This window comes from Caballeronia sp. LZ024 (assembly GCF_031451455.1).
Lineage (GTDB): Bacteria > Pseudomonadota > Gammaproteobacteria > Burkholderiales > Burkholderiaceae > Caballeronia > Caballeronia telluris.
On record NZ_JARUXL010000001.1, the window covers coordinates 797,301 to 811,707 of the forward strand.

The 14,407-nt window shown below is 62.2% G+C and carries 18 protein-coding genes and 1 pseudogene; 10 read left to right on the top strand and 9 right to left on the bottom strand.

What is annotated here, in order from left to right; genetic code table 11:
- The 4 genes from QCE48_RS03510 to QCE48_RS31810 form a co-directional block, all read left to right on the top strand.
- On the top strand, positions 1-826 hold an 826-nt coding region (locus tag QCE48_RS03510; RefSeq protein ID WP_309794082.1), incomplete at its 5' end, for a DUF2345 domain-containing protein.
- A 133-nt stretch (positions 827-959) separates the two neighbouring features.
- Positions 960-2,444, top strand: a complete 1,485-nt coding sequence (locus tag QCE48_RS03515) for a DUF6883 domain-containing protein (protein WP_309786084.1) — start codon at positions 960-962, stop codon at positions 2,442-2,444.
- Entirely contained in the window at positions 2,444-2,641 is a 198-nt protein-coding gene (locus QCE48_RS03520; RefSeq protein ID WP_309786083.1) for a DUF4926 domain-containing protein, read from the top strand. The genes QCE48_RS03515 and QCE48_RS03520 overlap by 1 nt, the downstream gene beginning before the upstream one ends.
- Positions 2,642-2,657: 16 nt before the next feature.
- Complete coding sequence (locus tag QCE48_RS31810) at positions 2,658-2,762, top strand: DUF6881 domain-containing protein (RefSeq protein WP_404982832.1); 105 nt, start codon at positions 2,658-2,660, stop codon at positions 2,760-2,762.
- A 10-nt stretch (positions 2,763-2,772) separates the two neighbouring features.
- On the opposite strand, the gene QCE48_RS03525 is transcribed toward QCE48_RS31810, so the two are convergent.
- The 5 genes and pseudogenes from QCE48_RS03525 to QCE48_RS03540 all read right to left on the bottom strand — a co-directional run bounded on the left by QCE48_RS03525 (position 2,773) and on the right by QCE48_RS03540 (position 5,259).
- Positions 2,773-3,024, bottom strand: a complete 252-nt coding sequence (locus tag QCE48_RS03525; RefSeq protein WP_309786082.1) for a hypothetical protein — start codon at positions 3,022-3,024, stop codon at positions 2,773-2,775.
- Positions 3,025-3,072: 48 nt separating this feature from the next.
- On the bottom strand, positions 3,073-3,255 hold the full coding sequence (locus QCE48_RS03530; RefSeq protein ID WP_309786081.1) for a tyrosine-type recombinase/integrase: 183 nt from the start codon (positions 3,253-3,255) through the stop codon (positions 3,073-3,075).
- Positions 3,246-3,749 carry a phage integrase central domain-containing protein gene (locus QCE48_RS03535; RefSeq protein WP_309786080.1) on the bottom strand — a complete coding sequence of 168 codons (504 nt, stop codon included), beginning with the start codon at positions 3,747-3,749 and terminating at the stop codon, positions 3,246-3,248. Before QCE48_RS03535 ends, QCE48_RS03530 begins: the two co-directional genes overlap by 10 nt.
- A 9-nt stretch (positions 3,750-3,758) precedes the next feature.
- Positions 3,759-3,866: pseudogene (locus QCE48_RS31815) on the bottom strand (hypothetical protein); the annotation flags it as partial.
- A 1,048-nt stretch (positions 3,867-4,914) separates the two neighbouring features.
- Complete coding sequence (locus QCE48_RS03540; protein ID WP_309786079.1) at positions 4,915-5,259, bottom strand: hypothetical protein; 345 nt, start codon at positions 5,257-5,259, stop codon at positions 4,915-4,917.
- Between the two features lie 209 nt (positions 5,260-5,468).
- Here QCE48_RS03540 and map point away from each other — a divergent pair, with 209 nt between their 5' ends.
- From map to minE, 5 genes are all read left to right on the top strand, one after another.
- Positions 5,469-6,251: a type I methionyl aminopeptidase gene (gene map, locus QCE48_RS03545; RefSeq protein ID WP_309786078.1), complete on the top strand. Its 783-nt coding sequence runs from the start codon at positions 5,469-5,471 to the stop codon at positions 6,249-6,251.
- Positions 6,252-6,383: 132 nt separating this feature from the next.
- On the top strand, positions 6,384-6,923 hold the full coding sequence (locus QCE48_RS03550; RefSeq protein ID WP_309786077.1) for a GNAT family N-acetyltransferase: 540 nt from the start codon (positions 6,384-6,386) through the stop codon (positions 6,921-6,923).
- A 159-nt stretch (positions 6,924-7,082) separates the two neighbouring features.
- Positions 7,083-7,856: a septum site-determining protein MinC gene (minC, locus tag QCE48_RS03555; RefSeq protein WP_087630753.1), complete on the top strand. Its 774-nt coding sequence runs from the start codon at positions 7,083-7,085 to the stop codon at positions 7,854-7,856.
- Positions 7,857-7,945: 89 nt separating this feature from the next.
- A complete protein-coding gene (gene minD, locus QCE48_RS03560) occupies positions 7,946-8,761 on the top strand; it encodes a septum site-determining protein MinD (RefSeq protein WP_087630752.1) in 816 nt (271 codons plus the stop codon).
- Between the two features lie 9 nt (positions 8,762-8,770).
- Positions 8,771-9,025, top strand: a complete 255-nt coding sequence (gene minE, locus QCE48_RS03565; protein ID WP_035926261.1) for a cell division topological specificity factor MinE — start codon at positions 8,771-8,773, stop codon at positions 9,023-9,025.
- A gap of 134 nt (positions 9,026-9,159) precedes the next feature.
- Here the strand turns inward: minE and QCE48_RS03570 are convergent, their stop codons facing one another.
- Both QCE48_RS03570 and QCE48_RS03575 read right to left on the bottom strand, forming a co-directional pair.
- Complete coding sequence (locus QCE48_RS03570) at positions 9,160-10,542, bottom strand: chloride channel protein (RefSeq protein ID WP_309786076.1); 1,383 nt, start codon at positions 10,540-10,542, stop codon at positions 9,160-9,162.
- A 160-nt stretch (positions 10,543-10,702) separates the two neighbouring features.
- Positions 10,703-10,882 carry a hypothetical protein gene (locus QCE48_RS03575; RefSeq protein WP_309786075.1) on the bottom strand — a complete coding sequence of 60 codons (180 nt, stop codon included), beginning with the start codon at positions 10,880-10,882 and terminating at the stop codon, positions 10,703-10,705.
- A gap of 254 nt (positions 10,883-11,136) precedes the next feature.
- On the opposite strand from QCE48_RS03575, the gene QCE48_RS03580 reads away from it, so the two are divergent.
- The gene (locus QCE48_RS03580; RefSeq protein WP_309786074.1) at positions 11,137-12,279 is read left to right on the top strand and encodes an OpgC domain-containing protein; all 1,143 of its coding nucleotides are present in this window, start codon (positions 11,137-11,139) and stop codon (positions 12,277-12,279) included.
- Between the two features lie 30 nt (positions 12,280-12,309).
- On the opposite strand, the gene QCE48_RS03585 is transcribed toward QCE48_RS03580, so the two are convergent.
- Positions 12,310-13,614, bottom strand: coding sequence for an MFS transporter (locus QCE48_RS03585; protein ID WP_309786073.1), 1,305 nt, complete (start codon positions 13,612-13,614; stop codon positions 12,310-12,312).
- A 283-nt stretch (positions 13,615-13,897) separates the two neighbouring features.
- Positions 13,898-14,398 (bottom strand): TonB family protein, encoded by a 501-nt coding sequence (locus QCE48_RS03590; RefSeq protein WP_404982827.1) that lies wholly within the window; start codon positions 14,396-14,398, stop codon positions 13,898-13,900.
- Between the last annotated feature and the right edge of the window lie 9 nt (positions 14,399-14,407).

The window sequence follows — 14,407 nt, forward strand, 5'->3', positions numbered from 1 at the left end:
GAGAACATCGGGCTGGGGAGTGCTTCGCGCAGGCAAGGGCGTGATGGTGACCACCTACGACCGTCCCGGCGCGAGCGGCAAGCAACTGGACATGCAGGAGACCATTGCGCAGCTTGAGAGCGCGTTGGCGACGGCGAAGGCGCTGGCGGCGTCCGCCACGAGCGCGAAGGCCGAGTCAGCCGATACCGACGCGCAGCAGCAGATGAAGGACGATCTGGATGGCCCGAAAAAGCGGGGGCTGCTGATGAGCACGCCCGCCTCGGCGGCTATCGTCGCGGGCGGTGGCGTGCAGTTCGCGGCGCAGGGCGACATTTCAGCCGTAGCCGGAAAGAACGCCGACTGGAGCGTAATGAAACGCTGGACCGTCGCGGCCGGAGAAAAGATATCGCTGTTCGCGCAGAAGCTCGGCATCAAGATTTTCGCAGCGAAAGGCCCTGTCGAAATTCAGGCGCAAAGTGGCCCAATGTCGTTCATCGCAGACGAGGATATCAACGTCGCCAGCGTCAACGGCAAGGTCAACCTTGCGGCGGCCAAGGAACTCATCCTCGAAAGCGGCGGTGCATTTATACATATCAAGGATGGGAGCATTACGCTCGGAGGCCCGTTCGACCTGTTCTTTAAAACCATTACAGTTCAGAAGAAGGGCAAAGCATCCCAGCACACGCCCATGCCAACCATGCCGCGTGCCGCGCCAGCCCTACCGATCTGGAGTTCCGGCGCATCTATCCAGATGGGTCGCCAATTCCGGGGTGTCGTTATGTGGCCCGACTTGAAGACGGTTCGACGCGCCGGGGCATGCTCGACACCGATGGCTATGCACGCATAAGCGGGCTATCTGCCGGAACTGGCGGACAAATTCGATATCTTGACGATCCCAACCCGCATCGCTTTAGTGTGAACGTCGCGCGCGATTCCGATTTCGACGATTTGACGGCCAGCACTGAGCCGGGAGTGGGGCAATGAGTATTCTTGGAAAGATATGGGATGAGGCCGTTGGCGCATACGAATGGCTGAAATCGCTGACATTGGGTGAGTTCGCGGAAGACCGACCTTTGAGCGTGATCGTGACGGACATGTTATTTGCTATGACCGTGCCCGGCGCTGTTGTTGTTACCAGCATGCGCGATTTGGCCGCCGTGTGCTTGCGACTCGGGCGGCGTTACGAGGGCCAATCGACTTCCGATCAAAATGCCACGCATCCTGAATGGCAGGAGTGGGTCATTCTGATAGCTTCAGCAATGGGGGTATTCGGGCCAATAATTTGTGCGGCGGTTGGCTCACTCGTTGGCGCACTGATTGGCGACGAGGCGGCTGCTTTTCTTCGCGCCCTGTGTTTGCTGCTGGTTCGGGAGGGTGAAGTCGTACTCACAAAGGTGATTGGCTTTCTCGCTCGGTTTTCGAAGGGCGACATTGTCAAGCTGCTGGCGAAGTTGAAGTTCGCGGACTATGGCACAAAGCTTGTCGCGGAGTTGCAGCAGTACATCAGGGGCGTGCTTAGTTCGATCGCGAAGGCTCAAAAGCAGTTAAGCCGCATCGAGTATTTCGAGCGCGCTAGAGAGTTGCTTGCACAGCTTGAACGGATGGAGGCACGCTTCTATGCAGTGCAGGCACGCGTTGCTGAAGAAATCCCAAAAGCGCTATCAAAGCTTGACGAACAGTTGCAACGTCTTTTGAAGGATACGTTACCCCCCGTTCATCATCAGGCGCTTGCCGGAGTGCGAGCGGTAAAGACCGAGGTAGCGGCGGCCGATGAAATCCGGGTTAGCTCAGGGATCGGAGAGCCACCCCGACCACTGTTGCAGGTAAAGAGCGAGGGTGAGGCAGGTCGTGGCGCACATGCTCCGTCAAGCTCCGGAAATGGCGCGACGGGGCATCGAGGTGAGGCAAGTCGTGGCGCGCATGCTCCGTCAAGCTCCGGAAATGGCGCGACGGGGCATCGAGGTGAGGCAGGTCGTGGCGCACATGCTCCGTCAAGCTCCGGAAATGGCCCGACGGGGCATCGAGGAGAATCCGGCTTCCCCAAAGATCCTTCTCAGGCGAATCCAACACATCCGAATGTTCATCGGGACAGTGATGCCGATCTATATAATGCAGCAGCGAAAATAGTTGCTATTGCTGATCGACGAAAATTTGCGGACTACATTTTTAGGCCCGGCGCAGACCACGGAAAAGATGTCGTGTTCACCTCGTTGGGTTACTCGATAGATGACTCAGACCAGCTTGTTCGCATTTGGGAAACGCAAGCGGCTCAGAAATATGCAAATGGTGAATTCACTCTAGGCAAAGCAGACCAGTATGGTCAGCGTGTGAACATTGAGATCGCGCTACCCGGGAAAGGGGCTGCGGATGGGCAGATTAGCTATCTCAAGTCGGGTTGGATGGTTGAGTCTGACGGCTCGTTGAAGCTGAATACGCCCTTTTCTGGCTTTATGAGGAACCGGTAATGAGCATTGAAATTTACAACCGCGTCCGATACATCGGCGCGCCGGGAAAATTCGAGCAGGTTTTCCCCGGGGATATCGGGTATGTTATCGAAGACTACGGTGATAGCAATTTTGAAGTTGAGTTCTCGAACTCTGACGGAACGACCAGGGCACAAGCCGTCATTGGGCGGAAAGACTTGGAACTGGCAGAAGGGTAACGCTAGGCTTGGCAAAGTGCCCGTTCCACTACTGGATGAAATAGCAGCGGAGCCGGAGTTTGAACTGATCGAAATTGATCAAATCGAGTTCGATTCCGTTTGGGCAAACGCTCAGTCTTGAAATTTACAAGTCAGTCTGAACAAACGTGCGCCGCCCACGCTTCCATCATCGGGCGGCGCTGTTCTAACAGGTCGGTGCGGTGATAGGCAGCCTCGACCTTGTTCGCAACCGTATGCGCGAGCGCCCGTTCCGCAAGGTCGCGGGCGTAGCCGTGTTCGCTGGCCCAATCGCGGAAGCTGGAGCGAAAGCCATGCGCCGTTGCAAAATGCCCTGGCGTGTCGCTCTTTGCCTTGACGCGGCGTAGCAGCGCCGTCAGCGTCATATCACTGAGGACCTTTTCACGCGGCGACAGAAGGAACGAGGTCTCGTGCTACTTTTGTTCCTTCAGCGCCTTGACGAGAGCGAGCGCGGGAGCCGATAACGGCACGCGGTGCGGCTCTTTCGCTTTCATCCGTTCGCCGGCGATGGTCCACACCCCGGCCTTCAGGTCGAATTCATCCCATGTTGCGCCGCGAATCTCGCCGCTACGCGTTGCAGTCAGGTTCAGCAGCAAGGCGGCGCGGGTGCTGTCGCCTTGCTGGTAGTTGGCAATACGCGTCTTGACGAACGCCGGTACGTGGCGCCAGGACATCGCCGGTTGATACTCTTCTGCGCGTTCTGCTTCGGCAGGATGTGATCGACCACGGAAACCGGGTTCACCGTGATATGACCGTGCGCCCACGCCCATTGCATCACGGCGTGCATGCGCTGGCGGGTGCGGCTGGCGGTCTCTGTCTTGTCGAGCCATATCGGACGCAGCACGTCGGCACAGTCGGCGGGCGTCACGGCGTCGAGCTTTTTCGCGCCAATCTTTGGAAACACGTAGGTCTCAAACGTGCTGATCCACTGCGCGGCGTGCTTCGCATTTTTCCAGCCGGGTTTGAGTTCTTCATGTAGCTCGCGCGCCGCCATCTCAAAGGTAAGCGTCGCTGCGGCAATGCTGGCGCCCTGCTGTTCCCTGTTGCGTTCCTCAATGGGGTCTTTTCCCGCCTCAATCAGACGGCGCATGGTGAGCGCCTTTTCGCGCGCGTCCGCAATCAGGGACTTCGGGATAGACCCCAAAGGCCCGCGTCGCGACGCTTGCCGGTCACGGGGTTTGTAACGGCAGAGTCCATTTGGAGCCATTTTTTTGGGCGTCAGCAGTAGCCCCGTTACCTTTCAACAAAGACCGGTTTGTCGTCCGGTCCAAGTGCTTTAGCCTGTTTGTCGGTCAATGCCAATTTTCAGCCTATCATTCAGCCCATCGCCAAGTGGCGGAAGATTGTAGCCTGTTGCGGTAGTAAAATGGCGGCAAGTAATTGATATTGCTGGATTAGACGGAGTGATTTGGAAAGTTGCGGAATAAATCTTGGTGGTCACCCTTTCCGCCAAGACACTGAAAGCCCCGCAAATCGAAAGACTTGCGGGGTTTTTTTTGTGGTCCGTCATTTAGCCCGTGCTCGGGCAAAACTTCGGCCCCTTTCCCAATAATCACTCATGCAAGTCTTGGGACAAACGCGGCCCCGCAGATCCTCTTGCCCCGGATTGGCGTCAGGGGTACGACGCGAACATGAAATGCCCGAACACGAGCGCGACGAGTTGTCTGCGCGTCCGCTGCCGCCGAGCATTCCCTCAAGACTTTCCCGCCCGAATTGCTGGGACATGGCAAGGCCCCGCGCGCGCGTCCCGCGCGGCGAAGAAACGTCAAAACCTACGCACGTGCTTATCGAGGTATGCCGCGACCCTGCGACGTCCACCCAATGGCGGCACATCGTCGCCGAAGCGCGGCGGGGGCCCAATGCGCAGGAACGGGTAAGGCTGCTGGCCCACTGCTGGGCCGCTGCTGGCAGATATTGAAACCGAAACAGGCAGGAATAACCGGGCGCGAATAAAGGGACGTGATGAAATGAAAGTGAAACTGGACGATTTGTTAGTAACGTTCTTTTTGTTGAGCGAATTGGGGTTTTTCGCCCTATAGCCCGGCGAGCCCGTATTCGAAATCTGCGGATATAGCGGATGTGTGTCGCGCCAATGCGCGGATGAGCAGAACGGATCTGCAAGGAACGTGCGGATCGCGCATTTGAGTCTCAGCTTTCCGCCAAGACACTGAAAGCCCCGCAAATCGAAAGACTTGCGGGGCTTTTACTTTGTGCGCGGTCTGGTGCGCCTCTGTACGAGGCGCTGGCGCATCGACTCAGGTCGTACACCGCGCAATGTCGAACCGCAATTCCGGCTCCGGCAGCCCGCCGTATTCGCCATCGGACTTCTGCACCTTGACGGTCGATCCATATCCCGATGGCGTCAGCGTCACGAGCCACGCATTGGGCCCGACGAGCAGTTCCGTCGATCCGGCGTTGCGCGTCGTCTGCGCGGACGGCAGCATGTGATCGAGGCAACTCGAAATATCCGACGCCGTTCGCGCCGACGAGACGTAGATGACGGGCTTGGACGCGCGCAACTCCGGCCCGCTCGTCGAGCTACAGGCGGCGAGGGCGATCGCGGCGGTTACGGCAGAAACAGCAAGGCGATGCAAGGACATGGAGCTCCGTCGGCTGAAGATAAAAGCGCCCAATAAACCGTAAACGCCCGATCGAGGCAAGGCCGTCCGCGCCCCGACGCGAGTGCGCCGACCGGCCCGCGCGCGGGCGGGCGCCCGGCGGGCAATGCTATCATCGCCGACAATCCGCGCCCGACGCGCGCGCGCCGCAGCCGCCGCGCGCATCGACCGAACCCATCTCGCAAGACCCAATGGCTATCACTCTCAAGTCTCCCGCCGACATCGAAAAGCTGCGCATCTCGGGCCGCATGGCCGCCGACGTGCTCGCGATGATCGGCGAGCACGTCCGCCCGGGCGTCACCACCGATGAACTCGACGCGATCTGCAACCGCTTCATCGTCGACGAACTGAAGGCCGTTCCGGCCAACGTCGGCTACATGGGTTTTCCGAAGACGATCTGCACCTCGGTGAATCATGTCGTGTGCCACGGCATTCCCGGCCCGCGCGAACTCAAGGACGGCGACATCGTCAACATCGACGTCGCGATCATCAAGGACGGCTACTTCGGCGACACGAGCCGCATGTACTACGCCGGCACGCCGAGCGCCGAAGCGCGACGCCTGTGCGACACGACCTACGAGGCGATGCTCGCCGGCATCCGCGAAGTGCGTCCCGGCGCGACGCTCGGCGATGTCGGCCATGCGATCCAGTCGGTGGCGCACCGCGAAGGTTTTTCGATCGTGCGCGAGTATTGCGGACACGGCATCGGGCGCGTCTATCACGAAGACCCGCAAGTGCTGCACTACGGCCAGCGCGGCGCGGGACTGCGTCTCAAGCCGGGCCTCGTCTTCACGATCGAGCCGATGGTCAACGCAGGGCGCGCCGCCACGCAGCAGTCGCGCGACGGCTGGACGGTGACCACCAAGGACCGCTCGCTCTCGGCGCAATGGGAACACATGGTCGCCGTCACGGAAGACGGCTTCGAGCTGCTGACGCCGTGGCCCGACGGCACCGGCGCCTACGCGGCGCCATAAGCGGATGGCGCGACCCATCCGAGTCCGCACCGCGCGCCGCGAGTCGGCGCGTGCAAATAAAAAATTGACTCGATCGCCCGTTCGGTTGAAGCTACCGGATAGTCAGAAAGAACCAGAGAGTCAACCGCCCGCATGAGTCCTTCACTGACCGTTCGCCGCATCGCCGCGCACCAGGGCGCTGTCCTGCGCGAGCTTCGTACGGCTTCGCTGCGCGAGGCGCCTTACGCCTTCGACGAAACCCTCGAGGACGCGCTTCTTGCCGAGGCATCCAGTTTCGACGAAACAGCCGCGCATCACGCGAGTTCGTCGTCCACTGCCACGTTTCTGCTCTACACCGAAGGTCATCCGGCGGGACTCGTCGGCGCGTTCATCGACGAAGCGGGCACGCGGCGCGCGTTCGTTCATTCGCTGTGGGTCGCGCCTGCGGTCCGGCATCTGCGCGGCGGCGAACTGCTCGTGAACGCGGCGTCGCAATGGCTCGCGGACGAGGGCGCGAAGGAGATCCATGCGTGGATCGCCGATGAAAACCGCACCGCGAAGCGTTTCTACGAGCGGCTCGGTTTCGGTCCGACAGGCGATCGCCGGATGATGCCCGCGCACGCCGAAGAATGGGAAACGCTGCTCGTGCGTCACGTGCACAACGAAGAGCAAGATGCGCCGGGCACGGCGTGAATCGTCGATACGTCTATTCATTTTCGCGGCGCCGTCGCATGCGTGGGGCGCCGTTATCCGCGGCACTCCGCCGCCGCCCAATATCGCGCAAACACGTCTCGAAAAATATGGCTGAGCGCGCGCGCGCCTGTAAAATACGCAAAATTTTTGGCCGTTCCTATGTCGCTCAACAAAACGCCCTTTTTTGAATTGCGCAGCGGCTCCGTCGACACGCTTCTCTTTGTCGTCAAGACCACCGACCTCGACGCGCTGCGCACCGAACTCACGCGGCGCTTCGAAGCGACTCCCGAGTTTTTCGCGGGCGACGTCGTCGCGATCGACGTGCGCCGTCTTGCCGAAACGTCGGCGACCGAGCGCATCGCGCTCGGCGAGCTCGCGCAGTTGCTCGCAAGCGTGCGCATGCGGCCGATCGGCGTCGTCGCGTTGCCCGCGCAGGCATGGGCGGCCGAATGGGCGTCGGGCGGCGGCCTGCCGCTTCTCGAAGCACGCGACCGGCGCGGCGCGCCGAAGCCTTCGGAAGGCGCGGCGAGCGCGAACACCGACGCCGCAGCGGTGATCGAAGCGGCCGTCGCGAAGACGCCGCCGCCCGCGGCACCTTCGCCGACGACGATCATCGACCGTCCGCTGCGCTCCGGCCAGCAGGTGTACGCGAAGGGCGATCTGGTCGTGCTGGGGCTCGTGTCCTACGGCGCGGAACTGATCGCGGAAGGCAACATTCACATCTATGCGCCGTTGCGCGGGCGCGCGCTCGCGGGCGTGCACGGCAACAACGACGCGCGGATCTTCTGCACCTGTCTCGAACCGGAACTCATCTCGATCGCGGGAATCTACCGGACGACCGAGAACCCGTTGCCCGCCGACGTGCTCGGCAAGTCGGTGCAAATCTGGCTCGACGAAGAAAAACTGATGATCGAACCGCTGCGGCTCACCTGATTCATTCGAGACGAACGCGCGCCCCGGACGAACGGGGCACGCTCGACGAACCGCCAGCCGGACTTATTTGACGAACACAAGGTACATGTATGGCAAAAATCATTGTGGTGACATCGGGGAAGGGCGGCGTCGGCAAGACGACCACCAGCGCGAGCTTCGCATCGGGGCTCGCATTGCGCGGCCACAAGACGGCCGTGATCGACTTCGACGTCGGTCTGCGCAATCTCGATCTCATCATGGGCTGCGAGCGGCGCGTGGTGTACGACCTGATCAACGTGATCCAGGGTGAGGCGAACCTGAACCAGGCGCTCATCAAGGACAAGAAATGCGAGAACCTTTTCGTCCTGCCGGCGTCCCAGACCCGTGACAAGGACGCGCTCACGATGGAAGGCGTGGAAAAGGTGATCAACGACCTGATCGCGATGGACTTCGAATACATCGTGTGCGATTCGCCGGCCGGCATCGAATCGGGCGCGCTGCTCGCGATGCATTTCGCCGACGAAGCGTTGATCGTGACGAATCCGGAAGTGTCGTCGGTGCGTGACTCGGACCGCATTCTCGGCATTCTGTCGTCGAAGACGAAGCGTGCGATCGAGGGCAAGGAGCCCATCAAGGAACATCTGCTGATCACGCGCTACAACCCGAAGCGCGTGAGCGAAGGCGAAATGCTGTCGCTCAACGATATTCAGGAGATCCTGCGCATCGAGCTGATCGGCGTGATTCCGGAATCGGAAGCCGTGCTGCATGCGTCGAACCAGGGTCTGCCCGCCGTGCATCTCGATGGTACCGACGTCGCCGAGTCGTACAAGGACATCGTGTCGCGTTTCCTCGGCGAGGAAAAGGCGCTGCGTTTCATCGACTATCAGAAGCCAGGTCTGCTGCAACGCATCTTCGGCACCAAGTAAGGGGACGCAATGTCGATTCTTTCGTTTTTGCTGGGCGAGAAAAAGAAGTCCGCTTCGGTGGCGAAGGAACGCCTGCAGTTGATCATTGCGCACGAACGCGCGGGTGGCAAAGCCGCCGCCGATTATCTGCCGGCGTTGCAACGGGAACTCGTTGCCGTGATTTCCAAGTACGTGAAGATTTCCAACGACGACATTCGCGTGAGCCTCGAACGTCAGGACGATCTCGAAGTGCTGGAAGTGAAGATCGAAATTCCGCAGGCGTGAAACGTTAAGGCGCTTTCGCCCGGCGCGTGGCGCGCGCGGGAAGGGCGTCGGGAAAAGATGAGCCAGGATCGGGCGATCCTGGCTTTTTGTTTTTCTGCGTCAACGTTTGCGCGAGCCGGTCTGCAATCGTCTGGTCATTTCCGCGGCGCCTCGTTCTCGTCTTCTTCCTCCACGAGCGGCTCGGGCACTTCGGGCGAAGGCGCGGGCGCGGGCTGCGGCATGTGTCCCATGTAGCGCTCGGAAAGCGCCTCGTAGAGCGGCGGCGCGAAGAACGCCGAGACGCGGCTCGAAATCAGCGCGGTCGCCATCAGCGAGATCACGAGCGCGTGACCATTCACCATCTCCATCACGATCACGAAGGCGGTGATCGGCGACTGCGTGACCGCCGCCAGATAGCCGACCATCGCGAGCGCGATCAGCATCTGCAACTGCATGTCGTCGAAGATCATGTGCAGCACGTTGCCGAATCCCGCGCCGATCGACAGCGACGGCGCGAAGATGCCGCCCGGAATGCCCGGCAAATACGAGCCGATCATCGAGACGAACTTGAGCAGCGGATAGAACATCGACAGCTGCGTGTGTCCTTCGAGCAGGCCGCGCGCTTCCTCGTAGCCGCTGCCGAACGTCGTGCCGCCCGACACGATGCCGACCCCCGCGATCACCAGTCCGCACAGCGCCGCGAACGCGACCGGCTGCGCCGTATGCAGCCGGCGCAGCGGCGCCGGAATCCACTTCGCGGTGTTGAGCAGCAGCCAGCAGAACACGCCGCCCGCGATGCCCGTGACGACCGCCGTCAGCACGATGGCGACCGCGAGCAGATCGGGGAAGCGCTGCCCGATGTCGATCGTGCCGAAGTACGTATAGTTGCCGTTCAGCCCGAGCGCGACGATACCGGCGAGGATGATGCCCGTGATCAGTACGCCGCTCGTGCGCACGGAGAAGCTGCGCGTGAGCTCCTCGATGGCGAAGACGATGCCCGCGAGCGGCGTGTTGAACGCCGCCGACAAACCCGCCGCCGCGCCCGCGAGCACGAGTTGCCGCTCGATGACCGCACTGGAGCGCGGATAGAGCCGGCGCAGGTTGAACATCAGCACGGCGCCGACCTGCACAGTCGGTCCTTCGCGGCCGATCGTGAAGCCGCCGAGAATCGCGAGGAACGAGACGGCGATCTTGCCGACGAGTATGCGCAAGGTGAGCAGGCGGGCGCCCAGCGCCGAGGTCGGCCCGTTCAGCACGGCGATGACCTGTGGAATGCCGCTGCCTTCGGCGCCGCGGAAGAACTTGCGCGTGATCCAGACGCACAGCGCGGAGACGGCGGGGGTCACGATGAGCGGCAGCCAGACATGTTCGCGCTGAACGTGGAGAAACTGGCTGTAACCCCAGTCGATCAGCCGCGCGTAGAGCACCGCGACGAGGCCGACCGCGATCGCGCCGAGCCAGAAAATGCCATATCGGCGCCAGATGCTGCGTGCGCGTCGGATGGTGGCGATCGGAAGGGAGCGAAGCGCGCGAATCATGCTGATGGCCGCCGGCAAAAGCGTCGATTATAACGAGCCATCTCGAAAACGAAGCGCGTTCGGCGTGCGTGCGACGGCGGAGCGCCGCCGGAAATCGCGCGGAAGACCTTTGTTACAGCGGTTGAAAGCGACTTGAATGAAAATGCGAACCTCGATTAATTCACGCCGTTAGAATTTCGAAAGCAACCACGGCGGCAATTGCACCAAGATTTGCGATCAGCGCTTCGCAAATCACGCCGCGCCAGCTTTTCGGCCGAAAGCGAATGGCGAGCATCAAGGCCGTGAACAACGCGATGGCGATAATCGCGACGAGATGCGAATTTTCCAGATGAATGCGCATTTCCCGGCTCCTTGACGAGCGTTCGCGGCAGTCCCGTATTATCCCGCCGATTAATTTCAGTATATGCGCGCGGTCGCCGGACGCAAATCCGACAAAAAAGCCATTTCCCCGCCATACTCGCGACCTTTGTTCAGGACGCGATCAAATAAATCTTGATTCGGGGAATCTTTTCCCCTAGCTTCGTACAAACCCGTACAAGTCAGGCGGTCCTTTCCGGAGCGCGGGCTGGGCTGGCGGACGCGGAGCTTTCACCGATGACATCACTGACAGGGCGATCACTGGAAGTCGATTTCTTTCGAGGAATTGTCCTGCTCGTCATCGCTGTCGATCACATATCGGGAAGCGTCGTTTCCAATTTCACGCTGCATAAATACGCGTTCTGCGATTCCGCCGAGGTTTTCGTATTCCTCGGCGGTTATGCATCGGCGGCGGCCTATACCGCGCTTGAATCAAGACGCAGCGGTTCAGGCGCGCGGCGGCGCTTTTTCAAGCGAAGCCTGGAGATATACCGCGCCTATCTCGTTACCGCCGCGTTGATGCTCGTGGCCGGAGCGCTCCTGATGTGGCTTCGCATCGATTCACCGATGGTCGAATATACCGAATGGCCCGTGTTTCTCGAACGGCCGCTCGAACTTATTGCCAGTATTGCGGTGCTGCGCAATCAGCCATATTTGTCGGCGGTATTGCCGATGTATGCCTTTTTTGCGCTCGCTGTGCCGCTCGTCGTGCCGCTCGCGGCGAGAAAGCCTGTGCTCGTACTGTTCGGCAGCCTCGGCGTGTGGCTCTTCGCGACGCAACTCGCGCCCATCCTGCCTTCCGCCTACGCCGACGGCTGGTCGTTCAACCCGTTCGCCTGGCAACTGATGTTCGTCGCGGGCATCCTCGGCCGAACCCAGCCGATCAGCGATGAATTCCACGCGAGCGCGACGGCGCGCTGGATCACGCGCATTGCGATCGGTGTCGTGCTCGGGTTCGCGTTCGCCAAGCTTTTCATCGAAAGCGCGCCGCCGCCGGGATACATGAAGCAGAACCTGGCGTCGCTGCGCATCGTGAGCTTCGCCGCGTTCGCATGGGTCGTCGCGCGCGCCGTGCATGCCGGCTGGATCGGCTCGCTCGCGCGCAGCCTGCCGGGCGTCGTCACGATCGGCACGCAGGGGCTCGTGTGCTTCATCGCGGGAACGGGCGTGTCGCTCGCGCTCGACACGGCCCTGCGCGTGATGCCTTCCGGCCACTTCGCGTGGCTCGCGGGGCTCGGCGCCGATGCAATCGCCATCGGCAGTCTGATGTTGCTCGCGCGGTTCTGGCGCGATCGCAAGGATCTGCGCCGCGTGGCCGTTCCCAACGCCGGCCCGCAGCGGCCCATGCCCGCGCACGTGACCAACCGCCGCGACGGCTGACGCCGCGGCGCCGCGAGCGTCGTCGCGCGCTTAAGTGAGACGGATGTCGCGCGTCTCGCGCATGCACAGCACGCCGACGAGACTCACCGCCGCCGCGACCGACACGTAGCCGCCGACCCACGCGAGCCCGCCGCGGTTCGCGAGCAGTTGCGCGATGTACGGCGCCACCGACGCGCCCAGAATCCCCCCGAGGTTGTACGCCACGCCCGCGCCGGTGTAGCGCACGTTCGTCGGGAAGAGTTCGGGCAAGAGCGCGCCCATCGGTGCGAACGTCACGCCCATCAGGAACAGTTCGAGCGTGAGGAAAAGCGCCACGGCGAACGTGTTGCCGCTGCCGAGAAGCGGCGCCATCGTGAAGCCCGACAGGATTGCCGCGATGCAGCCGACGATCAGCACCGGGCGTCGTCCGAAACGGTCGCTGGCGCGCGCGGAGATCGGCGTCGCGATCGCCATGAAGATCACCGCGAAGCAGAGCAGACCGAGGAATTTCTCGCGCGAGAAGTGCAGCGTCGATACGCTGTAGGACAGCGAAAAGACCGTCGAGATATAGAAGAGCGTATAGCAGACGACCATCGCGAGCGCGCCGAGGAGCGTCGGCGCGAGGTATTGGCCGAAGAGCGTCGCGATCGGCACGCGCACGCGCTCGTGGCGCTCGACGGCCGCGCGAAACGCGGGCGTCTCCGCGATTTTCAGGCGCACATACAGCCCGAGCGCGACGAGCACCGCGCTCACGATGAACGGCACGCGCCAGCCCCAGCTGCGGAACTGCTCGTCGGAGAGCGAGAGCGCGAGACCGAAGAACAGACCGTTCGACGCCAGAAAGCCGATCGACGGCCCCAGTTGCGGGAACATGCCGAACCAGCCGCGCTTGCCGGGCGGCGCGTATTCGGTCGCGAGGAGCGCCGCGCCGCCCCATTCGCCGCCGAGGCCGATGCCCTGCCCGAAGCGCAGGATGCAGAGCAGCACGGGCGCGGCTGCGCCGATGGAATCGTAGCCGGGGACGAAGCCGATCAGCGTCGTCGAAAGGCCCATCACCAGGAGCGAGGCGACGAGCGTCGACTTGCGGCCGATGCGGTCGCCGAAGTGGCCGAAGATGAACGAGCCGATCGGCCGCGCGACGAACGCGATGCCGAACGTCACGAACGCCGAGAGCGCCTGCGCGGCCGGGTCGCCGTGCGGAAAGAACACCGGGCCGATGACGAGCGCGGCGGCGGTCGCGTAGACGTAGAAATCGTAGAACTCGATGGCGGTGCCGATAAAGCTCGCGAAAATCACGCGCGATGCGCTGTTTTTTCCGTCGTTGGGCTCGGCGGCGGAAAGCGATGCTGAGGACATGGAGTCTCCGTAGTCGTTGTGCTGAGGGATTGCCGCTGGGCTGCGGTCTTGTTTGCGGTGCATCGGGGCGATAAGCGTGTGACGAGAAGGCGCGCCGAAGCACGACGCGCCTGCGTTCCGGGCGCCGCGACATGCGTAATGCGCGGGCCGTTGGTCGGGCTTCGCGCCGCATGCGGATCGGCAAGCGGCGAAGGCCGTGCCGGAGGGGTATCCGGCGGAGGGTATCGAAAATTATAACGACCGTGCGCGCGCCGGGGCAACCGAGCGTCGCGCGGGACACGCATCAGTCGATGGTCGTCGCCTGCGGCGAGTGCGAGGTCTGCAACTGGAATTGGCCGTTGTCGTTGAACATCCAGCCTTCGAACAGCTCCAGCGTGCCGTTGCCGTTCAGCAGTCGCGGCGGCGGCGCGGGCAGCGGCGACGAGCGGCGCAGCGAGGCGAGCGCGGTGGCTTCGGCTTCGTCGTCGCCATTCGTGCGATAGACCGACGACGCCACGACACGCCCGCCGCGATCGACCGTAAAGGTGACGACGACGAACGAGCGCAGCATCGCCTGCGGCGTGCCCTTGAGGACGAGCGACGGATTACGTTCGAAGATGCGCTGGGCGACGCGCGCCTTGTATTGGTCGAGCGTGCCGCTGGCAACGGCCGCCGGCGGACGGCTTTCGACCGATTTCGGCGGCGGAGTGATCGTGCAGCCCGCGAAGGCAATGATCACGATCGCGCTGACCGCCGCGAGCACGGTGCGCGCATGGGTCGCGCAGGTTTTGATCGATGCCATCATGGCGGCCGC

Bases quoted from the DNA above. Each gene is read 5' to 3' on its own strand.
- QCE48_RS03590 (WP_404982827.1), bottom strand. From the start codon at position 14,398: ATGATGGCATCGATCAAAACCTGCGCGACCCATGCGCGCACCGTGCTC.
- QCE48_RS03525 (WP_309786082.1), bottom strand. From the start codon at position 3,024: ATGACGCTGACGGCGCTGCTACGCCGCGTCAAGGCAAAGAGCGACACG.
- QCE48_RS03515 (WP_309786084.1), top strand. From the start codon at position 960: ATGAGTATTCTTGGAAAGATATGGGATGAGGCCGTTGGCGCATACGAA.
- QCE48_RS03520 (WP_309786083.1), top strand. From the start codon at position 2,444: ATGAGCATTGAAATTTACAACCGCGTCCGATACATCGGCGCGCCGGGA.
- QCE48_RS03570 (WP_309786076.1), bottom strand. From the start codon at position 10,542: ATGATTCGCGCGCTTCGCTCCCTTCCGATCGCCACCATCCGACGCGCA.
- minE (WP_035926261.1), top strand. From the start codon at position 8,771: ATGTCGATTCTTTCGTTTTTGCTGGGCGAGAAAAAGAAGTCCGCTTCG.
- QCE48_RS03585 (WP_309786073.1), bottom strand. From the start codon at position 13,614: ATGTCCTCAGCATCGCTTTCCGCCGCCGAGCCCAACGACGGAAAAAAC.
- QCE48_RS03550 (WP_309786077.1), top strand. From the start codon at position 6,384: ATGAGTCCTTCACTGACCGTTCGCCGCATCGCCGCGCACCAGGGCGCT.
- map (WP_309786078.1), top strand. From the start codon at position 5,469: ATGGCTATCACTCTCAAGTCTCCCGCCGACATCGAAAAGCTGCGCATC.
- minC (WP_087630753.1), top strand. From the start codon at position 7,083: ATGTCGCTCAACAAAACGCCCTTTTTTGAATTGCGCAGCGGCTCCGTC.
- QCE48_RS03580 (WP_309786074.1), top strand. From the start codon at position 11,137: ATGACATCACTGACAGGGCGATCACTGGAAGTCGATTTCTTTCGAGGA.
- QCE48_RS03535 (WP_309786080.1), bottom strand. From the start codon at position 3,749: ATGCGCCGTCTGATTGAGGCGGGAAAAGACCCCATTGAGGAACGCAAC.
- minD (WP_087630752.1), top strand. From the start codon at position 7,946: ATGGCAAAAATCATTGTGGTGACATCGGGGAAGGGCGGCGTCGGCAAG.
- QCE48_RS03540 (WP_309786079.1), bottom strand. From the start codon at position 5,259: ATGTCCTTGCATCGCCTTGCTGTTTCTGCCGTAACCGCCGCGATCGCC.
- QCE48_RS03575 (WP_309786075.1), bottom strand. From the start codon at position 10,882: ATGCGCATTCATCTGGAAAATTCGCATCTCGTCGCGATTATCGCCATC.